We start from the raw sequence: 20,699 nt of genomic DNA on the forward strand, positions 1-20,699 counted from the left end.
AATTAAATAATGATAGAAGATAAAAATCCTAAAAAAACAAGTATCGGAGAGTTGGGAGAATTTGGTTTGATTGATTACTTGACAAAAAATATTAAAATTTCACATTCTTCTACCATAAAAGGTATTGGTGATGATGCTGCAGTTTTAGATTTTAAAAATAAAAAAGCTGTAGTTTCAACAGATTTATTAGTAGAAGGAGTGCATTTTGACTTGGCTTATATGCCGATAAAACATCTTGGATATAAAGCCGTGATGGTAAATTTATCGGATGTTTATGCAATGAATGCAGAAGCTACACATATTACGGTTTCTATTGCTATTTCAAATAGATTTCCATTAGAAGCTGTGGAAGAATTATACAAAGGAATTCGTTTAGCTTGTGAAAAATATAATATTGATTTAATCGGTGGAGATACGACTTCTTCTACAAAAGGAATGTTGATTTCTGTAACTGCTTTTGGAGAAGCAAATCAAGAAGATATCGTTTACAGAAATGGTGCAAATGCAGGAGATTTACTAGTGGTAACTGGTGATATCGGTGGAGCTTATTTAGGATTACAAGTATTGGAAAGAGAAAAGCAAGTTTTCCAAGTAAACCCGAACATGCAGCCTGATTTAGATATGTATTCATACATTATCGAAAGACAACTGAAACCAGAAGCTCGTCAAGATATTCCAGGATTATTAAAAGCTTTAGATATCAAACCTACGAGTATGATTGATGTTTCTGATGGATTATCTTCTGAGATTCTTCATATTTGTAAACAATCAAAAGTTGGTTGTAATCTATTTGAAGAAAAAATTCCTTTAGATCCACAAGTGATTTCAACTTGTGAGGAGTTTAAAGTAGATAGTACAACAATGGCTTTAAGTGGAGGTGAAGATTATGAATTACTTTTCACAATTAAGCAAGATGATTATCCAAAAATCAAAGCGAATCCAAACTTTACAATTATTGGACACATGACGCAAGAAAGCGAAGGAGTTCATTTAATTACTAGAGCAAACCAAAAAGTAGAAATGGTTGCTAAAGGTTGGAATCCTTTGAAGAAGGAGGAAGAATAGAATTTAGACAAAATTTCAAATATAAGAACCTGTTTAGCTTTTTTTGATATAAATTTAAACAGGCTCTAAATCCATTTAAGATTTTTCTTGAATGGATTTTTTTATTTCTAAAACTTTCTAGGCTAGAAAAAGAAAAAATCTCAAACTTCTTTTACAATCAAAACACCTACAGTTTTTTTATATATTTACGCAAATACCAATTAATCAAGAACAAAACTACATGATCTCATTACACACGATAGACTATGTCTTTATTTTCACCTTTTTTGCAATCACTTTAGGAATTGGATTTTATATCTCAAAAAAATCTGGAAAAAACACCGATGAATTTTTCTTATCTGGGAAAAATATGCCTTGGTGGCTTTTAGGATTTTCTATGGTTGCAACCACTTTTGCTACAGATACTCCAAATTTAGTAACACAATTAGTTCGTGAAGATGGAGTTTCAGGAAACTGGGCTTGGTGGATTTTTCTTATCACTGGTTTATTAACTGTTTTCGTTTATGCAAAACTCTGGCGAAAATCCAATGTACATACAGATATTGAGTTCTATTCTCTTCGATATGGAGGAAAACCCGCAAATTTTCTAAGAGGTTTTCGTTCGCTCTACCTTGGAGTTGTATTTAATGTTCTTGCAATGTCTGGTGTAACTTTGGCCGCCATAAAGATTGGACAAGTGATGCTCGGATTGTCTCCAATTCAAACAATTGGAATAGCCTCTGTCGTTACAGTTCTTTTTAGTATGCTTGGAGGTTTTAAAGGTGTAGTTTATACAGATTTTTTATTGTTTTTCGTGGCGATGGTTGGTTCTATCGGAGCTGCATATTATTGTGTAAATCTTCCAGAAGTTGGTGGAATTTCAAATCTGATTTCACACCCAAATGTAGTTGGTAAAATTGATATTCTTCCAGAAATTGATAACACAGAAGCATTTATCGGATTACTGATTATTCCACTAGCCGTTCAGTGGTGGAGTGCCTGGTATCCAGGATCTGAACCTGGAGGTGGAGGATATATTGCACAGAGAATGTTGGCTGCAAAAAATGAAAATCATGCGATTGGAGCAACTTTCTTTTTCAATATTTTACATTATGCTCTTCGTCCTTGGCCATGGATTTTAGTTGCTTTAGCTTCTTTGGTTATTTTCCCAGATGTACAAAGTATTCATGAAGCTTTTCCGAATGTTGCTGATGATAAATTAGGACACGATTTAGCTTATTCTGCAATGCTAACAAAGCTTCCTTATGGGTTGATGGGGGTAGTTTTAACTTCTTTGATTGCTGCTTATATGAGTACTATTTCTACGCATTTAAACTGGGGGTCTTCGTATATTGTTTATGATTTTTATAAAGAAACTATCAAACCAAATGCTAGCGAAAAAGAATTAGTTTTTATTGGTCGTATTTCAACCTTAATTTTAATGATTTTAAGCGCAGGAATTGCTTTGCTTCTAAATCATGCAGATCAGATTTTTGATTTCATTATCATGTTTGGAGCCGGAACAGGATTGATTTTTATTCTTCGTTGGTTTTGGTGGAGAATCAATGCTTGGAGTGAAATTACAGCAATGTTCGCTTCAGGAATTATTTCTATCTTATTTCATATTGATAGTGTACAACAATTTCTTTTCTCTGCAGAACATGGAATTTTACCAACATGGAGCTCAATGCCAATAGCAGTGTTTACAACGACATTTTTATGGGTTTTGGTTACTTTTCTAACAAAACCAGAATCAGACAAAGTACTTTTTGATTTCTATGAAAAAATTCAACCAGGAGGAAATGGTTGGAAAACCATTATAGATAAAGCAAGATTACAGAATAGAGAAATTAAAAATCCGAATGAGAAATGGACAGTTCCTTCTGGAGTTTTAGCGATGTTTTTAGGTTGTTTGGTAATTTACGGAAGCTTATTCGCAACTGGATACTGGATTTACGGAGAAACAATGCTAGCAAGCATCTTGACTATTTTAGTACTAATTTTTACTTTCTTTTTGGTCAAAGTTTGGCAAAAAATAAAAGTACATATTTTATAAAAGTATAATAGTGAAATTATAAGATTAGTAGATTAGAAGTAATTTTTAATCTACTAATTTTTTGAAAAAACATAAGTGAAAATATATTAGAAAGTAAGGTTTTTATTACTCGGTAAATTATCAGGAGCTTCCCCTATATTCTTCGACTCCGTTCCACTTCGCTCAGAATTCGGGTCGGGCTATCCGCTATATCTTTTTTGCTAAAGCAGCATTATGAAGAAAAACAAAAAAGGATGCCGCTACTATCCCTAAGCCAAAAAAAATAAAGGAAATGTATAGAAACAAAAAAGCCGTTCAATTATTGAACGGCTTTTGTTTTGCTCCCCCTCTTGGGCTCGAACCAAGGACCCTCTGATTAACAGTCAGATGCTCTAACCAACTGAGCTAAGGAGGAATTTATTTCTCTTTTGCGGTTGCAAATATATACGTTTTTTTTATTCTGCAAAAACTTTTTTCGAAAAAAAATGAAAAAAAATCATGTGGAATCTGTAATTGATTGATTTGTAAAATCTTATTAATTGAAAAAATTTTAAACTTTTTTTCATGTTTTTTAAAACAACCAAAATGGAGTTATATCCGCTTGGATAATGATATTTTTAAAAAGATGATAATTGTTTTGATAATTTAATATTTTTTATTCTCAATTGATTAAAAAATAATCATTGATATTGATTTTTTATTGTTTAAAATGTAAAAAATAGTTAAAATTATGTATTTTATTAGAAAATAAATAAAATATTTATGAAAAATTATAAATAAAATAAAATTGTAAAATAGACGAGTTTATCACGGTTTTGTTATCAAAAATTGTATTTTTGCTCTTAGTTTTATCTAAAACACTGAGCATTAAACAAACTATGGACAAATTTTCGTTCTTAAACGCAGCACATACTGGTTATATAGCTGATTTATACGAGCAGTATTTACAAAACCCCGATGCGATAGAGCCTAGTTGGAGAAGTTTTTTTCAAGGTTATGATTTAGCCAATGAGAATTATTCTTTAACTGACGATACTGAAACTGAAGTAAAAGTACCTGAAAATGTACAAAAAGAATTCAAGGTTTTAGATCTTATTCACGGTTACAGAACCAGAGGGCATTTATTTACAAAAACAAACCCTGTAAGAGAAAGAAGAAATTATTCTCCTACTTTAGATATTGAAACCTTTGGACTTTCTAAAGAAGATTTAGACAAAGAGTTCAAAGCTGGAAAAACACTAGGAATAGGTACAACAACTTTAAGAAACATTATAGATCATTTACAAAAGATGTTCTGTAACTCTATCGGAGTTGAATACATGTACATTCGTAATCCAGAAGAAATCAAATGGTGGAACGAGCGCTTAAACCAAAACGCAAACCTACCGAACTTTTCTACAGAAGCTAAGAAATACATTCTTACAAAATTAAACCAAGCGGTATCTTTCGAGCAATTTTTACAAACTAAATATGTTGGACAAAAACGTTTCTCTTTAGAAGGAGGAGAGTCTTTAGTTCCTGCATTAAGTTCTGCTATTAGAGATGCAGCTGAGCAATATGATGTAGACGAGTTTGTATTAGGTATGGCACACAGAGGTCGTTTGAATACATTGACAAATATCTTTAGAAAACCAATTCGTGAGTTATTCAACGAATTTGAAGGAAAAGATTTTGAAGATGAATCAATTGATGGAGATGTAAAATATCACTTAGGTTCTACTACAACAAAAACGCTTAAAAACGACAAGACAGTTAAGATGAATTTGGTTCCAAATCCATCGCACTTAGAAACTGTTGGTGCAGTTGTAGAAGGAATCGCAAGAGCTAAAACGGACAGAGATTACAATGAGGATTCTTCGAAAGTTTTACCAATTATTGTTCATGGAGATGCTGCAGTTGCAGGACAAGGTTTAGTGTATGAGATTATCCAAATGAGCAAATTGAACGGATATAAAACAGGAGGAACTTTACATTTAGTTGTAAACAATCAAGTTGGATTTACAACGAACTACTTAGATGCACGTTCTAGTACTTATTGTACGGATATTGCTAAAGTAACTCTTTCTCCAGTTTTACACGTAAATGCGGATGATGTTGAGGCTGTGGTGCACGCAATCGGAATAGCGATTGATTTTAGAATGAAGTTTGGAAGAGACGTATTTATCGATTTATTAGGATATCGTAAATATGGTCACAATGAGGGGGATGAGCCAACGTTTACACAACCAAAATTATACAAAGCAATTAAGAAGCATGATAATCCAAGAGATATTTATGCGGATAAATTAAAGAGTGAAGGAGTAATCGATGATGCTTATTTAAAAGCGATTTCTGCGGAATTCAAAAATAAATTAGAGGAAGAATACCAAAAATCAAAACAAGATGAGGTTTCAGTTATTAAACCTTTCATGAATGATATTTGGGATGACTTTACTCGTAGAGGACTTGAAGCAATGTTATCTTCAGAGGATACATCTTATCCAGAAGAGAACTTAAAGAATATTGCTAAAGTTGCTTCTACAACTCCAGAAGGTGTGAAATTTGTTAGAAAAGCACAACGTATCTTAGACGGAAGAGCGAAAATGGTTTTTGAAACAGACAAGATCGACTGGGGAATGGGAGAAACTCTTGCTTACGGAAGTTTATTAGAAGAAGGATTTAATGTTCGTATCTCTGGACAAGATGTAGAAAGAGGAACATTTAGTCACCGTCACGCTGTATTAAGAGATGAGGTTTCTGAAGAGAGAATCAATCTTTTAAACACAATCAGTGATAAGCAAGGAAAAATGTATATCTATAACTCATTATTATCAGAATACGGAGTTTTAGGTTTCGACTATGGATATGCAATGGCAAGCCCAAATACATTAACAATCTGGGAAGCACAATTTGGAGATTTCAGTAATGGAGCACAAATTATGTTTGACCAATATATTTCGGCTGCAGAGGATAAATGGAAATTACAAAACGGAATTGTAGTTTTACTTCCTCACGGATATGAAGGTCAAGGAGCAGAGCACTCTTCTGCAAGAATGGAGCGTTATTTACAGCTTTGTGCGGAAGACAACATGATTGTTACAGACTGTACAACTCCAGCGAACTTCTTCCACTTGTTACGTCGTCAAATGAAACGTGACTTTAGAAAACCATTAGTAGTATTTACACCAAAGAGTTTATTACGTCATCCAGAAGCAGTTTCGTCAATCAAAGATTTCTCTGAAGGAGCATTCCAAGAAATAATTGATGATACAATTGCGAAGGATAAAGTGAAAAAAGTAGTTCTTTGTACTGGTAAATTCTATTATGATTTATTAAAAGAAAGAAGAGAATTAGAAAGAGAAGATGTTGCTTTAGTAAGAATTGAGCAATTATTCCCTCTTCATACAGATAGAATAAAAGAGATTTTAGAAAGTTATCCAAATGCAACTGAATATGTTTGGGCACAAGAAGAGCCAAAGAACATGGGAGCATGGAGCTTCATGATGCAACGTTTAGATTTCCTAAACTTAAAAGTAGCATCAAGACCTTATTTAGCTGTACCAGCAGCAGGATCAGGTTCAAGATTTAAGAAAAGACATCAAAAAGTAATCGATAGTGTTTTTAATACTATCCAAGAATAACAAAACAGCATAATTAAAATTAGTAACAATGATTTTAGAAATGAAAGTTCCCTCTCCGGGAGAATCAATAACTGAAGTAGAAATCGCAACTTGGTTGGTAGAAGATGGTGATTATGTAGAGAAAGATCAACCAATTGCTGAGGTAGATTCTGACAAAGCAACACTTGAATTACCAGCTGAAGAGAGCGGAATTATCACCTTAAAAGCTGAAGAAGGTGATGCTGTAGCCGTAGGTGAAGTAGTTTGTCTAATTGATATGGACGCTGCAAAACCAGAAGGAAGTGCAAAAGAAGAAGCTCCTGCTAAGAAAGAGGAAGCTGCTGCACCAGCTCCTGCTGCAACAGAAACTAAGACTGCAACATATGCAACTGGTACTCCATCACCAGCTGCTAAGAAAATTTTAGATGAGAAAGGAATTTCTTCTTCAGAAGTTTCTGGATCTGGAGTTGACGGAAGAATCACAAAAGAAGATGCAATAAAAGCGGTTCCATCTATGGGAACTCCAACAGGAGGAGCAAGAGGAAGCGAGCGTAAAAAATTATCAATGCTTCGTAGAAAAGTAGCACAACGTTTAGTTTCTGTGAAAAATGAAACTGCAATGTTAACTACTTTCAATGAAGTGGATATGAAGCCAATTTTCGACTTAAGAAATGAGTTCAAAGAAGAATTCAAAGCAAAGCACGGAGTTGGTTTAGGATTCATGAGTTTCTTTACATTAGCTTGTACAAGAGCTTTACAAATGTATCCTGATGTAAATGCAATGATCGATGGTGATTACAAAATCACACACGATTTCCAAGACATTTCAATTGCTGTTTCTGGACCAAAAGGATTAATGGTACCAGTAATCAGAAATGCAGAGAATTTATCTTTCCGTGGAGTAGAAGCTGAGGTTAAGCGTTTAGCTTTAAGAGCACGTGATGGACAAATTACTGTTGATGAAATGACAGGAGGAACATTTACAATTACAAATGGAGGAGTATTTGGATCAATGTTATCAACACCAATTATCAATCCACCTCAGAGCGCTATTTTAGGAATGCACAACATCGTTGAGCGTCCAGTTGTAGTAAACGGAGGAATTGCTGTAAGACCAATTATGTATGTTGCTCTTTCTTATGATCACAGAATCATTGATGGAAGAGAATCAGTTGGATTCTTAGTAGCAGTTAAAGAAGCTTTAGAAAACCCAGCAGAAATCTTAATGGGAGGAAATCCAAGAAAAGCTTTAGAATTATAAGATAATTTTTATCAAATAATATTTTAAAAAATCCAGAGGTGTTTATCTCTGGATTTTTTCGTTTAGAACAAATTTTCAATAATGTTTTGGTACAATTTAATTTTACTAGCTTTGTAAAAAATTAGATTATTGTGAATTATCTTTCAGTAGAAAATATATCCAAAGCATTCGGAGAACGAGTTTTATTTGAAAACTTATCATTCGGAATAAATAAAGATCAAAAAGTAGCATTTGTAGCAAAAAATGGAAGTGGAAAAACTTCGATTTTAAATATTATTGCTGGAAATGATACGCCAGATTCAGGACAAATTATTACAAGAAAAGGAATTAATATTGCTTTTTTAGAACAAACAGATACTTTCAATCCTGAATTAACAATAGAAGAAGCAATTTTTCATACAGAAAATCAATCGTTGAAAGTTATTCAACAATATGAAAGAGCTTTAAAAAATCCAGAAAATGAAGAAGCTTACCAAAAAGCTTTCGAATTAATGGAGCAACACAATGCTTGGGATTTTGAAACACAATACAAACAAATCCTTTCTAAACTTAAATTAGAAAATATCAATGTAAAAATCAGTGGATTATCAGGAGGACAAAGAAAACGTCTTTCTCTTGCTATCGCTTTGATTAATAAGCCTGATTTATTAATTCTTGATGAGCCAACCAACCATTTAGATTTAGAAATGATTGAGTGGTTAGAGAAGTATTTTGCAAAAGAAAAAATGACTCTTTTTATGGTGACGCACGATCGCTACTTTTTAGAGAGAGTTTGTAATGAAATCATCGAATTAGATCACGGAAAATTATACCGTTATAAAGGAAACTATTCTTATTATTTAGAGAAAAAAGAAGAGCGAATTGCTATAGAACAACTTTCTGTAGAAAAAGCAAAAAACCTTTTCAATAAAGAGTTAGATTGGATGCGTAGACAGCCAAAGGCAAGAACTACAAAATCGAAATCTAGAATTGATGATTTTTTTGAAATCAAGAAAAAAGCACACCAAAGAAGAAAAGATCATGTGGTTCAGTTGGAAATCAACATGGAACGTATGGGAAGTAAGATTTTGGAATTGCATAAAATTGGAAAATCTTATGATGATTTAAAGATTTTAGATCAGTTTGAATATGTTTTCAAAAAAGGTGAAAGAATTGGAATCATTGGAAAAAATGGTACTGGAAAATCTACTTTTTTAAACGTAATTACTGGAAAAGAATCTGTAGATGCTGGAAAAGTAGTTCCTGGAGAAACGATCAAATTTGGTTATTATTCTCAAAAAGGAATTAAAGTCAAAGAAGGACAAAAGGTAATTGAAGTTATCAAAGAATTTGGAGAATATATTCCTTTAACAAAAGGAAGAAAAATCTCTGCAGCACAACTTTTAGAACGTTTTCTTTTTGACAGAAAAAAACAATACGATTATGTAGAGAAACTAAGTGGAGGAGAACAAAAACGACTTTATTTATGTGCTGTTTTAATCCAGAATCCAAACTTCTTGATTTTGGATGAGCCTACGAATGATTTAGATATCGTTACCTTGAATGTTCTTGAAAGTTTCTTATTGGATTATCCTGGGAATTTAATGGTAGTTTCGCACGACCGTTATTTTATGGATAAAATTGTAGATCATTTATTTGTTTTCAGAGGAGATGGAGTGATTGAAGATTTCCCTGGAAATTACTCAGATTTCCGAGCTTATGAAGATTCTACACCAAAAGAAGATTCTGTAAAGAAAGAAAAAACAGAAAAAACTGTCAAAGAAAAAACAACGAAGGTTAAACTTAGTTATAAAGAAAAACTTGAATTTGACAATTTAGAAAAAGACATTGCTACCTTAGAGAAAAAGAAAATAGAAATTGAAGCATTATTTGCGAATGGAGAAGTAGAAGATATTCAGAAAACTTCTCAAGAACTTCAGACTATTTTGGATTCTATAGATGAAAAAGAAGAACGCTGGTTCGAGCTTTCTTCAAAAATGGAAGGAGAATAAATCGAGTTTTTTTATCGAAAAAACATATTTTTTTAATTGAACTGATGGAATTTTATTGAAATCAGTTCAATTTCTTTTATTTTTACCTAAAAACAAAAACTATTTTAATAAAAATGGCTAAAGTTAAAACTGCTTTTTTCTGTCAAAATTGTGGGACACAGTTTGCAAAATGGTTAGGACAATGTACGGCTTGTAATCAGTGGAATACGATTGTAGAAGAAGTTATTCAAAAAGAAGAGAAAAAAACGTGGAATGTAGCTTCGGAAAAACCAAAAGTAAAAAAGATCAAAGCTTATAAGGTAAGTGAGATTTCTTATGACAAATCGGAGCGAATTACTACTAATAACAACGAATTTAATAATGTTTTAGGTAATGGAATTGTTCGTGGTTCTATGGTTTTACTAGGAGGCGAACCAGGAATTGGTAAATCTACTTTACTGCTTCAGGTAGCGCTTTCTATTGATAAAAAAGTATTATACATTTCTGGAGAAGAAAGTAAGGAACAAATCAAAATGCGTGCGGACAGATTGGAAAATGTCAATACGGATTGTATGATTTTGACCGAAACTAAAACACAAAATATATTTAAAGTAATCGATGAAGTAGAGCCAGATGTGGTGATAATTGACTCGATTCAGACATTGCATACAGATTATATTGAAGCTTCTGCTGGAACAATTTCTCAAATTCGAGAAACTACTACAGAGTTTACCAAATTTGCAAAAGAAACTGCGACACCAGTTATTATTATTGGACATATTACAAAAGATGGAAATATTGCAGGACCAAAAATTTTAGAACATATGGTGGATGTTGTACTTCAGTTTGAAGGAGACAGAAATCATACCTATAGAATTTTGAGAGCAAAGAAAAATCGTTTTGGTTCTACTTCGGAGTTAGGAATTTTTGAAATGCAAAGTTTTGGATTACGAGAAGTTTCCAATCCTTCGGAGATTTTAATTTCTCAAAAAGATGATTCTTTAAGTGGAACTGCAATTGCTGCAACTTTGGAAGGTGCAAGACCTTTGATGATCGAAATTCAGGCATTGGTGAGTACAGCAGTTTATGGAACACCACAACGTTCTTCCACAGGATATGATTTGAAAAGACTGAACATGCTTTTGGCTGTTTTGGAAAAAAGAGCAGGATTTAGACTAGGAGCAAAAGATGTCTTTTTAAATATTGCAGGAGGAATAAAAGTTGATGATCCAGCAATTGATTTGGCAGTAATTGCTGCTATTTTATCTTCCAATGAAGATGATCCGATTCCACATGACTATTGTTTTGCTGCGGAAATCGGACTTTCGGGAGAGGTTCGTCCTGTTCCGAGAGTGAATCAACGAATTTTAGAAGCAGAAAAATTAGGATTCAATAGAATTTTTGTTTCAAGATTTAGCAAATTGACTGTGAAAAATACAGGAATCCAGATTATTCAAGTTTCAAAAATTGAAGATATTTATAACGCTTTATTCTAGAAAATATTAACAAAAACTAAAAAACATAAGATGAATACATTTGATATTATAGCTATTGTTTTAATGACAACGGGTTTTATCCGTGGAAATCTTAATGGACTTTTTGAAGAAGTTGCTTCGCTTGCCTCCTTAGTTGGAGGAGTTTTAGGAGCTGTACTTTTTTCAAGTATTGTAGAAAGTATTTTAGGATTTTTGGAATGGGAACAAAAATATATTACAGCTTTGGCCTATATTGTAACTTTTGCTTTAATTGTTGCTCTAATTATGGTTGTTGGTAAATTGTTTACTAAATTAGCCGATAAATTAGAACTTGGAACCATAAACAGTATTTTAGGAGGGATTTTTGGTGTTTTAAAAATTGCAGTGATTATTAGTGGAGTTCTTTTTATTTTTAATAAAGTAAACTCAGCTATTCCGTTTATTTCAAATAAAGATTTAGAAGATTCCGTTTTGTATAAACCTATTAAAAGTATAGCACCAGCCATTTTTCCAACAATAGAATCAGAGTTTAAAAAACAGATGGAAAAGCATGTTGAAAAGCCAGGGAAATTAATTTAACATAAGATTCCTCTGTTAAATCACTTGACAAACAGAATATTGTTTATATTTTTGCGAAAAGAAAATAAATTAATAGCCTCAATAATGAAATTATCGAAATATTTTTTCACACTAGTAGTAATACTATTAACTACTGTAAATTTAGCAGCGCAGGAGACACCGTCAGCAGAAGGATTATCGCTAAATAAAGGACCTATCAAGAATCAATTTGATTACGTTATTCAAAAATCGAACAACTACAAGCAATTCAAGGTAGTGGAAAGAACATGGTTGAATCAATTAAAAGGTCATGTATTAGATAGTTTAAAGTTATCACAAGAGAAATTAAATAAAGTAAATACAATTGTTGATAAACAAAAGAATGAAATTTCTTCTTTAAAATCTAAATTAGAGAATACAAATGGAGAATTATCTTCAATCAACCAAGAGAAAGATAGTATCACATTTGTAGGAATGCAGATGACAAAAAGTTCTTATAAGACTTTTATGTGGTCAATTGTTGCAGTATTAGTAATTCTTTTAGTTTTCTTCATTTCTAAGTTTAAAAGAAGTAACGTTGTTACAGTGCAAGCGAAGAAAGATTTAGAAGAAATTCAAGAAGAATTTGATGCACACAGAAAAAGAGCTTTAGAACGTGAGCAAAAAATCATGAGAAAACTGCAAGACGAAATTAACAAGCAGAAAGCAGTTTCTTAATTCAATAAAAAAACTAGGAAAAAGGTCTCTAAAAAGAGGCCTTTTTTTGTTTGTCAGATTTAATAAGAATAATGTTTTTAATACAACTATTATTTACATAATTCTTTTTAATTTTGACCTTCGTTTAAAATGAAAGAAAATAAAAGTTTTCTGGAGAATGTTTTTTCTAGAAAATTTAGTGTTAAATCATAATACCTAAAATCTTTGCTATATGGCAAAACAAGAAGATCAATTCAAAAAAGTTATTTCGCATGCGAAGGAGTACGGATATGTATTTCAGTCAAGTGAAATTTACGATGGTTTAAGTGCAGTTTATGACTATGCTCAAAACGGAATCGAGTTAAAGAAAAACATTAGAGATTATTGGTGGAAAGCAATGGTGCAATTAAATGAAAATATTGTAGGATTAGATTCTGCGATTTTTATGCATCCAACAACTTGGAAAGCTTCGGGCCACGTAGATGCTTTCAACGATCCGATGATTGATAATAAAGATTCGAAAAAACGTTACAGAGCGGATGTTTTGGTTGAAGATTATGTAGGCAAGATTGACACAAAAATTGAGAAAGAAATCAAAAAAGCGGCTAAGCGTTTTGGAGAAGCTTTCAATGAAGAGGAATTTGTTGCTACAAACAAAAGAGTTTTAGATTATAAAGCAAAGCAAGAGCAAATCTTAAAAAGATTAGGAGAGTCTTTGACTAATGAAGATTTAGAAGATGTAAAAGCTTTAATCGAAGAGTTAGGAATTGCTTGTCCACTTTCTGGATCTAAAAACTGGACAGAAGTAAAGCAATTTAACTTAATGTTCGGTACGAAACTAGGAGCTTCTGCTGATTCTGCAATGGATTTATATTTAAGACCAGAAACAGCACAAGGTATTTTTGTGAACTTCTTAAATGTGCAAAAAACAAGTAGAATGAAGATTCCTTTTGGAATTGCACAAACAGGAAAAGCTTTCAGAAATGAGATTGTAGCTCGTCAGTTTATTTTCCGTATGCGTGAGTTCGAACAAATGGAAATGCAATTTTTCGTTCGTCCAGGAGAGCAAAAGAAATGGTATGATACATGGAAAGAAAATAGATTAAATTGGCATTTATCTTTAGGTTTAGGTAAAGAAAATTATCGTTTCCATGATCATGAGAAATTAGCACATTATGCGGATGCAGCAGCAGATATCGAGTTTAAATTCCCATTCGGATTTAAAGAATTAGAAGGAATTCACTCAAGAACTGATTTCGATTTAAAAGCACATGAAGAGCATTCTGGAAAGAAACTTCAGTATTTTGATAATGAAATCAATGAGAAATATACTCCTTATGTAGTAGAAACTTCTGTTGGATTGGATCGTTTATTCTTAGCTATTTTCTCAAATTCTTTACAAGAAGAAACTTTAGAAGATGGTTCAGAAAGAACAGTTTTACGTTTACCAGCAGTAATTGCTCCTTACAAAGCAGCAGTTTTACCATTGGTAAAGAAAGATGGTTTACCAGAAATTGCACACAAAATTATCGATGACTTGAAATTTGATTTCAATGTGATGTATGATGAGAAAGATGCAATTGGTAGAAGATATAGAAGGCAAGATGCAAATGGAACACCTTTCTGTATTACAGTAGATCATGATACTTTAAATGATAATACAGTTACGATTCGTCATAGAGATACGATGGAACAAAAACGTGTACCAATCTCTGAGCTTCGTTCTATTATTGATGATGAAGTATCAATGCGTAAATGGTTACAAAAAATATAAGGAATTAGATTGTTTTTTGGCTTAAGGATTGAAGCGGCATCCTTTTTTGCTTTTCTTCATAAAGTTGGTTTGGCAAAAAAGATATAGCAGAAAGCCTGACCCGTATCCTGAGCGAAGTCGAAGGAAGGGGAAGCCCCAAATAATTAATTTCAGAAAAAATAAAAGGACTTTTCAATTCACTGAAAAGTCCTTTTTTAATTCAAATAATTTTTATGCTTGTTTAGATAAAATTTTTAGTTAGACATTTATTTTATAAATAATTTTTTAGTTAAGTTTCTTTGACCATCATTTACATTGATCATGTATACTCCAGTGTTTAGATCTTTTACGTTGATAGGTTTTTTAGTTACTTTTCCAGCTTTTACAATCTGTCCGAATAAATTTGTAATTGTGAAATTCGTTTCACCTCTTTCTCCTACATAGATTGTAATTTCACCAGAAGTTACAGGATTTGGGAAAACGTCAAGCGTAAAGTTTGGCGCTTCATTTCCTATTGTAAATACTTCCGTATCACTTGTAAATCCTGTATTGAAAGGAGCATCATCGATATTAACTGTGTAATCTTCAACTTCACCATAAGTAAAAGTTCCACATGAAGGAACAGTACTAGTTCCATACATCATTACAACACGCATCCTTGTAGCTCCATTGTTTGCTGAAGAAGGAATATTTACAGTATGATTTACATTAGTTGTACTTGAAGATGAACCTGAAGCAACTTCTTCGCTAGCGTCAAATGTTCCATTTTGGTTGAAATCAATCCAAACTTTCCAGTTTTCTGTGTAAGAATTTCCGCTAAATCCAGCTCTAAGTGATAATGTATAAGAACCTCCTTTGCCTACATTTGCGGACATATTTGTGAAATCTCCATATCCATTATTATTTCCAGAAGAATTTGAAATACCTGCGAAGCTTACAAAATCTATATATTCATAATTTGTATTATTTCCGCTAGCTTCACAATAAGAAACTGAGTTTGAAAGTGTCGTTACATTTACAGTATTACTATATCCAGAAATGTTATTAGCAGCATCTTTTGCTTTTACTCTAAAAGTATAAGAAGTATTAGCTGTTAGTCCAGAAACATTGTATGAAGTTGAAGAAGTTGTAGTAATTTTAGTATTTCCTCTATAAACATCATAACCTGTTACTCCAACATTATCTGAAGAAGCATTCCAAGATAATTGAGTTGTAGTTTGCGTAGTTCCAGAAGCTGCTAAATTTGTAGGTGCTGAAGGAGCTTGTGTATCTGCTCCACTTCCGATATTAACTGTATAATCTTCAACTTCTCCATAAGTAAAAGTTTCACAAGCAGTAGGAATTCCATTATATTTCATAGAAACTCTCATCCTTGTAGCTCCAGATGTCGCTGAAGTTGGAACTGTAAAAGTTCCACTTACAGGTGTGTCCTGAGAAGCTGCTTTAGACCAAACTAATTCACCAGCATCATTGAAATCAAAATCATTATTATAATCAATCCAAACTGCATAAGCTTCATTATAAACTGTTCCTGTCCAAGTTGGAGTAATTGTAATTGTATAAGATTGACCTTTTCCTAAATCTGTTGACATAGCTGTAAAGTCTGCATATCCACCATTTGCTCCACTTGTATTATTGATTGTTCCTAATTGTACTCTGTTGATGTATTCATCATTTACATTTGTTCCTTTAGAATTACAATAACTTGGTGTGTTATCTCCATATTCATCTCCAACACCTACAGCATAAAAAGCATTTGTAGTAGCAATTACTTCTGGAGAATCTGTACCATATAATTCTTCAGCTGATTGGATTCCATATGTTCTAGCATCCGCATATGTAGAATTTGAAGTTAGATAAGTACTTTCTAAACGATAAGCAATTTTTGCTGCTTTATCAATTGTAATTCCAGTTACATTATAACTATCTCCATTATCATTTGATCCAGTTTTTCCAACAGAAAGAATATAAAACCAGTGATTTAAAACACCACTATTTGTATGAACTCCACAGTAATCATTCGATTGCGTTGGTGTTCCACAGTTTACGTTTTTCCAATAAGTTCCACCATACGTATCTGGTTGTCCTTGTGCTTTAGGATTACTCATTGAACGAAGTGCTAAAGAACCAGATCTTCTGTCAATCTCTTCTCCGATTAACCACTCATCTTTATCCGCATCTGTTGCACCAGAATAAACTTCAACAGCAGCTCCCCAAATATCAGAGAAACCTTCGTTCATTGCTCCAGATTCTCTTTGGTAAACTAAGTTTGCTGTATATGTACAAACTGCATGACCAATTTCGTGTGCAGCAACATCAATACTTGTCAGAATGTCGAAATATCCATTTCCTTCATTTCCGTTAGAACTTCCATCTCCATAAGACATTACAGAACCATTCCAGAAAGCGTTGTCATAATTAGAAGAAACATGTACATAACTTCTGATTTGAGCACCATTTCCATCAAAACTATTTCTGTTATGTTTTGCTTGGAAATAATCATAAGTTTTCATTGCTCCCCAGTGTGCATCTAATGCTCCATCATCTTTTCCTGGACTGTGCTCTGCAGAAGTCCAATTGTTATCATTATCTGTAAACTGATCGTAGTTGTTTACATAAGGGTAACCAGCTGTAGATTGATTTTTTGCATCTCTAGTGTACACTTTTCTTCCAGAATCACTTAAGATATAATTTCCACCACTAGAACCTGTAGTAATAGTTTGCGTTCCACTATACCTTGTTTGTGCTGTTCCAGAGGCTATAGCCATTGGTGTTTCATCCATTGACGTATAATTTGGAACTGTTGCTACATCATGATCATGATTATGTCCTGTGTGTCCAAATTCACCAGCATGTTTAATTGTAGCGTTGTAAAGAAGAATTTCTCCAGTTTGTGCATCTACATATACATCACCACGACTTAATGGATTTGTAGCGTAGATATCAAATTTGTAAGCTAATTTTACACTAGAATCTGTATTTTTTCCTCTATCTATAGTAGCGTAGTTTGGAATAATAATCAATTCACCAGTTGGTTTTTGATAATCATCCATAGCTTTAGCACTCTGAGGATATTCCCAAAGATAATTAGTTGCATTAATGTGTTGAAGTGCTAAATTAAAGGCTTGAGAAGAGGAAATAGATGGAGAAGTATTTAAATTTTCAATTCGATACATTTCTCCATTCATGGAATTTAATTTACCGTTTTTGTAGTGTGCTAAATAACTAGCAAACTCCACTTTGATACCATTATAATATTGTTGGTATTTTTCGTGAACAAAACCTAAATCATCAGAGAATTGTTTGATCTTGATAAAAGAATCTTCTGGATTTAATTCCAGATACTCTGAAAAAGCTGATTGAATGTTTTTTTGTGATACGTTTGAGTTTTCATTAAAATTAATGAATTTCGGTGTTCCGAAAGCGTCTGTGTGTTTGTTTTTAACTGCATCTCTTTGCTGAGCGTTGACTGAAAAAGTGAAGGCACAACAAATCGAAAAAACTAAGAAACTTGCATAGTTTTTTTTCATTTGATTTTAAAAAATTTGAATGTTAAACAAAAATTATTTCAACCTTATTCTTAATAAAACCTATTTCTAGTGCGCGCTGTATTATGATTGGTTTTTATAGGATCCTTCAAAAAACCAACGAAACGGATTAATTAAACTAAGATTGATATTTTTTCTTTTAAAATAGCTGTAAGCAGTATTATGGTAAACGTAGTTTGGGGACTTCAAAAAAAACACACTTCCGTATAAACTAGAAGTGTGTATTATTTATAAAACATGATAGAACGTAGGAAGTTTTTACAAAAACTTCCAAAAAATATTTTAATTAATTTGCTCAAAACCGAATCAAAATACTTTTTCTTTTTTTACTTTTTAATGGTTATTTTAGCGAAGGTTAAAAACTAAGCTAAAACAGTCTTTTATTTAAATTTTTATTTGGGAACTTTTTCATTTTCAATTACTTATATAAATATACGCTTTATATTATTAATTAACCATATTTTAACATTTATAACTTATTTTTTAAATATAACATGCTGAAAATAAATAATTTATATGTAAAGTTTAAAAAAAATGATATAAAAATAGAGATTATTCAAAATTTAAGTTTTGAAGTAGCTAAAAACTCTATTTTGGGTATTGTTGGAGAATCTGGGAGTGGAAAATCTATAACGAGTTTGAGTATTCTTCGATTGTTGGCTAAAAATGCTGAAGTTTCTGGTGAGATATTTTTTGAAGAAGAAAATCTTTTAGAATTCCCAGAAAAAAAGATGCAAGAAGTTCGTGGAAATCAGATTTCGATGATTTTTCAGGAACCAATGAGTTCTTTAAATCCGAGTATGCGATGCGGACAACAGGTAGAAGAAATTTTATTTAGACATAAAAATTTAACCAAAAAAGAAGTAAAAGAAGAAGTTCTTTCTTTGTTTGAAAAAGTAAAATTGCCCAATCCTGAAATTATTTTTAAAAAATATCCACATGAAATTTCTGGAGGACAAAAGCAAAGAGTGATGATAGCGATGGCGATTGCTTGTAAACCAAAATTATTAATTGCCGATGAGCCAACAACAGCTTTAGATGTTACAGTTCAAAAAGAAATTATCGATTTGTTGAAATCATTGCAGGAAGAAATGCAGATGAGTATTATTTTTATCACGCATGATTTGGAATTGATTTCTGAAATTGCAGATGAAATTATCGTGATGCAAAAAGGGCAAATTGTAGAAAAAAATACACCAAACGAAATTTTTCATCATCCGAAAGAAGATTATACAAAAGCATTAATTAATTCGAAACCGAAACTAGATGTTCGATTAAAAACACTTCCTACAGTTTCTGATTTTATTAAAAACACTTTTCAGAAAGTAATTTTTACAGCTAAAGAAAGAAAAGAAAAGCAAGAGGAAATTTATAATAAAAAGCCAATTTTAGAAGTAAAAAACTTAAAGACTTATTTTCAACCTAAAAAATCCTTTTTAGAAAAAGAATTTGAACTAATAAAAGCTGTGGATGATGTTTCTTTTCAGTTATATGAAGGTGAAACTTTAGGTTTGGTAGGAGAATCTGGTTGTGGAAAATCTACTTTGAGTAGAACTATTTTAAAATTGGAAAAAGCAACTGACGGAGAAATATTATATAAAGGTGTCGACATTACAAAATTAAAAAGAAGTTCTGCAAAGCAATTTCGAAAAGATATACAATTGATTTTTCAAGATCCGTTTGCTTCTTTAAATCCAAAAATGAAAGTTGGAGAAGCGATTATGGAAGTGATGTCCGTGCATAATATTTTGAAAGGAAGAAAAGAGCGAAGGGAATATATTTTTGAACTTTTGGAAAGAGTTGGATTAAAAAGAGAATTTTATGATCGATATCCGCATGAATTTTCTGGAGGACAAAGACAAAGAATTGGAATTGCTCGTGCGATAGCTTTACAACCAAAAATTATTATTTGTGATGAATCTGTTTCTGCATTGGATGTGTCAGTACAAGCTCAGGTTTTAAATCTTTTAAATGAACTGAAAGAAAAATATGCTTTTACCTATATATTTATTTCGCATGATTTGTCTGTGGTAAAATATATGTCAGATCAATTAATTGTAATGAATAAAGGAAAGATTGAAGAAAAAGCGGATGCAGATAAAATATATGAAAATCCAGCTTCAGAATATACCAAAAAGTTAATAGCATCTATTCCGAAAGGAATTTAGAAATAAACATAAAATAAAAAAGTTTGCTCTCTTGTGGAAAGCAAACTTTTTTTATGAATATTGTTTAATGATTATTCACAAAATTCGTCATAAGCACCTACTAAGTTTTGAGCAATTGCTTGCGCAGATCTTCCTTCGATGTGGTGTCTTTCTAACATGTGAACTAAGTTTCCATCTTTAAAAAGAGCGATACATGGAGAAGAAGGAGGGAAAGGAATCATAAATTCTCTTGCTTTGTTCGTTGCTTCTTTATCTACACCTGCGAAAACAGTAGTTAAGTGTGTAGGTTTTTTGTCATTATAAGTAGAAGCGATAGCTCCAGGACGAGCAGTACCTGCTGCACACCCACAAACAGAGTTTACCATAACTAAAGTAGTTCCTTCTCTTTTGATTGCATTTTCAACACTCTCTACCGTGTGTAATTCTTCAAAACCTGCTGCTACTAATTCCTCGCGCATTGGTTTAACTAATTCTGCTGGATACATATATATGTTGTTTTTTAAATCTTATTACTTGCTACAAAGATATATATAAAACTAATGCAAAAATAATTCTTCTAATCTGCGTTTATTTGGAGTCAAAAAGGGTAAAT

The 20,699-nt window shown here is 32.2% G+C and carries 12 protein-coding genes and 1 tRNA gene; 10 read left to right on the forward strand and 3 right to left on the reverse strand.

From position 1 onward, the window contains the following. The first annotated feature begins 9 nt into the window (after nucleotides 1-9). Nucleotides 10-1,065 (forward strand): thiamine-phosphate kinase, encoded by a 1,056-nt coding sequence (gene thiL / locus I0K12_RS04470; RefSeq protein WP_196885691.1) that lies wholly within the window; start codon nucleotides 10-12, stop codon nucleotides 1,063-1,065. 220 nt (nucleotides 1,066-1,285) lie between these two features. Further along, complete coding sequence (locus I0K12_RS04475; protein WP_196885692.1) at nucleotides 1,286-3,100, forward strand: sodium:solute symporter family protein; 1,815 nt, start codon at nucleotides 1,286-1,288, stop codon at nucleotides 3,098-3,100. 320 nt (nucleotides 3,101-3,420) lie between these two features. On the opposite strand, the gene I0K12_RS04480 is transcribed toward I0K12_RS04475, so the two are convergent. After that, a tRNA-Asn gene (locus I0K12_RS04480) sits at nucleotides 3,421-3,494 on the reverse strand. Nucleotides 3,495-3,957: 463 nt separating this feature from the next. Here I0K12_RS04480 and I0K12_RS04485 point away from each other — a divergent pair. From I0K12_RS04485 to I0K12_RS04515, 7 genes are all read left to right on the forward strand, one after another. Further along, complete coding sequence (locus I0K12_RS04485) at nucleotides 3,958-6,699, forward strand: 2-oxoglutarate dehydrogenase E1 component (protein ID WP_196885693.1); 2,742 nt, start codon at nucleotides 3,958-3,960, stop codon at nucleotides 6,697-6,699. A 28-nt stretch (nucleotides 6,700-6,727) separates the two neighbouring features. After that, nucleotides 6,728-7,939, forward strand: a complete 1,212-nt coding sequence (gene odhB / locus I0K12_RS04490) for a 2-oxoglutarate dehydrogenase complex dihydrolipoyllysine-residue succinyltransferase (RefSeq protein ID WP_196885694.1) — start codon at nucleotides 6,728-6,730, stop codon at nucleotides 7,937-7,939. Between the two features lie 131 nt (nucleotides 7,940-8,070). After that, the gene (locus I0K12_RS04495; RefSeq protein WP_196885695.1) at nucleotides 8,071-9,930 is read left to right on the forward strand and encodes an ABC-F family ATP-binding cassette domain-containing protein; all 1,860 of its coding nucleotides are present in this window, start codon (nucleotides 8,071-8,073) and stop codon (nucleotides 9,928-9,930) included. 113 nt (nucleotides 9,931-10,043) lie between these two features. Then, nucleotides 10,044-11,405 (forward strand): DNA repair protein RadA, encoded by a 1,362-nt coding sequence (radA, locus tag I0K12_RS04500; RefSeq protein WP_196885696.1) that lies wholly within the window; start codon nucleotides 10,044-10,046, stop codon nucleotides 11,403-11,405. 30 nt (nucleotides 11,406-11,435) lie between these two features. After that, on the forward strand, nucleotides 11,436-11,963 hold the full coding sequence (locus I0K12_RS04505) for a CvpA family protein (protein WP_196885697.1): 528 nt from the start codon (nucleotides 11,436-11,438) through the stop codon (nucleotides 11,961-11,963). 84 nt (nucleotides 11,964-12,047) lie between these two features. Continuing rightward, a complete protein-coding gene (locus I0K12_RS04510; RefSeq protein WP_196885698.1) occupies nucleotides 12,048-12,659 on the forward strand; it encodes a tRNA (guanine-N1)-methyltransferase in 612 nt (203 codons plus the stop codon). A 211-nt stretch (nucleotides 12,660-12,870) separates the two neighbouring features. Then, on the forward strand, nucleotides 12,871-14,412 hold the full coding sequence (locus tag I0K12_RS04515) for a glycine--tRNA ligase (protein ID WP_196885699.1): 1,542 nt from the start codon (nucleotides 12,871-12,873) through the stop codon (nucleotides 14,410-14,412). Between the two features lie 245 nt (nucleotides 14,413-14,657). On the opposite strand, the gene I0K12_RS04520 is transcribed toward I0K12_RS04515, so the two are convergent. Further along, a complete protein-coding gene (locus tag I0K12_RS04520; RefSeq protein WP_196885700.1) occupies nucleotides 14,658-17,921 on the reverse strand; it encodes a M4 family metallopeptidase in 3,264 nt (1,087 codons plus the stop codon). Between the two features lie 512 nt (nucleotides 17,922-18,433). Here I0K12_RS04520 and I0K12_RS04525 point away from each other — a divergent pair. Beyond that, nucleotides 18,434-20,107: an ABC transporter ATP-binding protein gene (locus I0K12_RS04525; protein ID WP_196885701.1), complete on the forward strand. Its 1,674-nt coding sequence runs from the start codon at nucleotides 18,434-18,436 to the stop codon at nucleotides 20,105-20,107. Between the two features lie 71 nt (nucleotides 20,108-20,178). Here I0K12_RS04525 and I0K12_RS04530 read toward each other — a convergent pair whose 3' ends face one another. After that, nucleotides 20,179-20,592 (reverse strand): BrxA/BrxB family bacilliredoxin, encoded by a 414-nt coding sequence (locus tag I0K12_RS04530; protein WP_196885702.1) that lies wholly within the window; start codon nucleotides 20,590-20,592, stop codon nucleotides 20,179-20,181. Nucleotides 20,593-20,699: the final 107 nt, after the last annotated feature.

Origin of the sequence: Aureivirga sp. CE67 (genome assembly GCF_015767245.1) — a bacterium.
Taxonomy (GTDB): Bacteria; Bacteroidota; Bacteroidia; order Flavobacteriales; family Flavobacteriaceae; genus Aureivirga.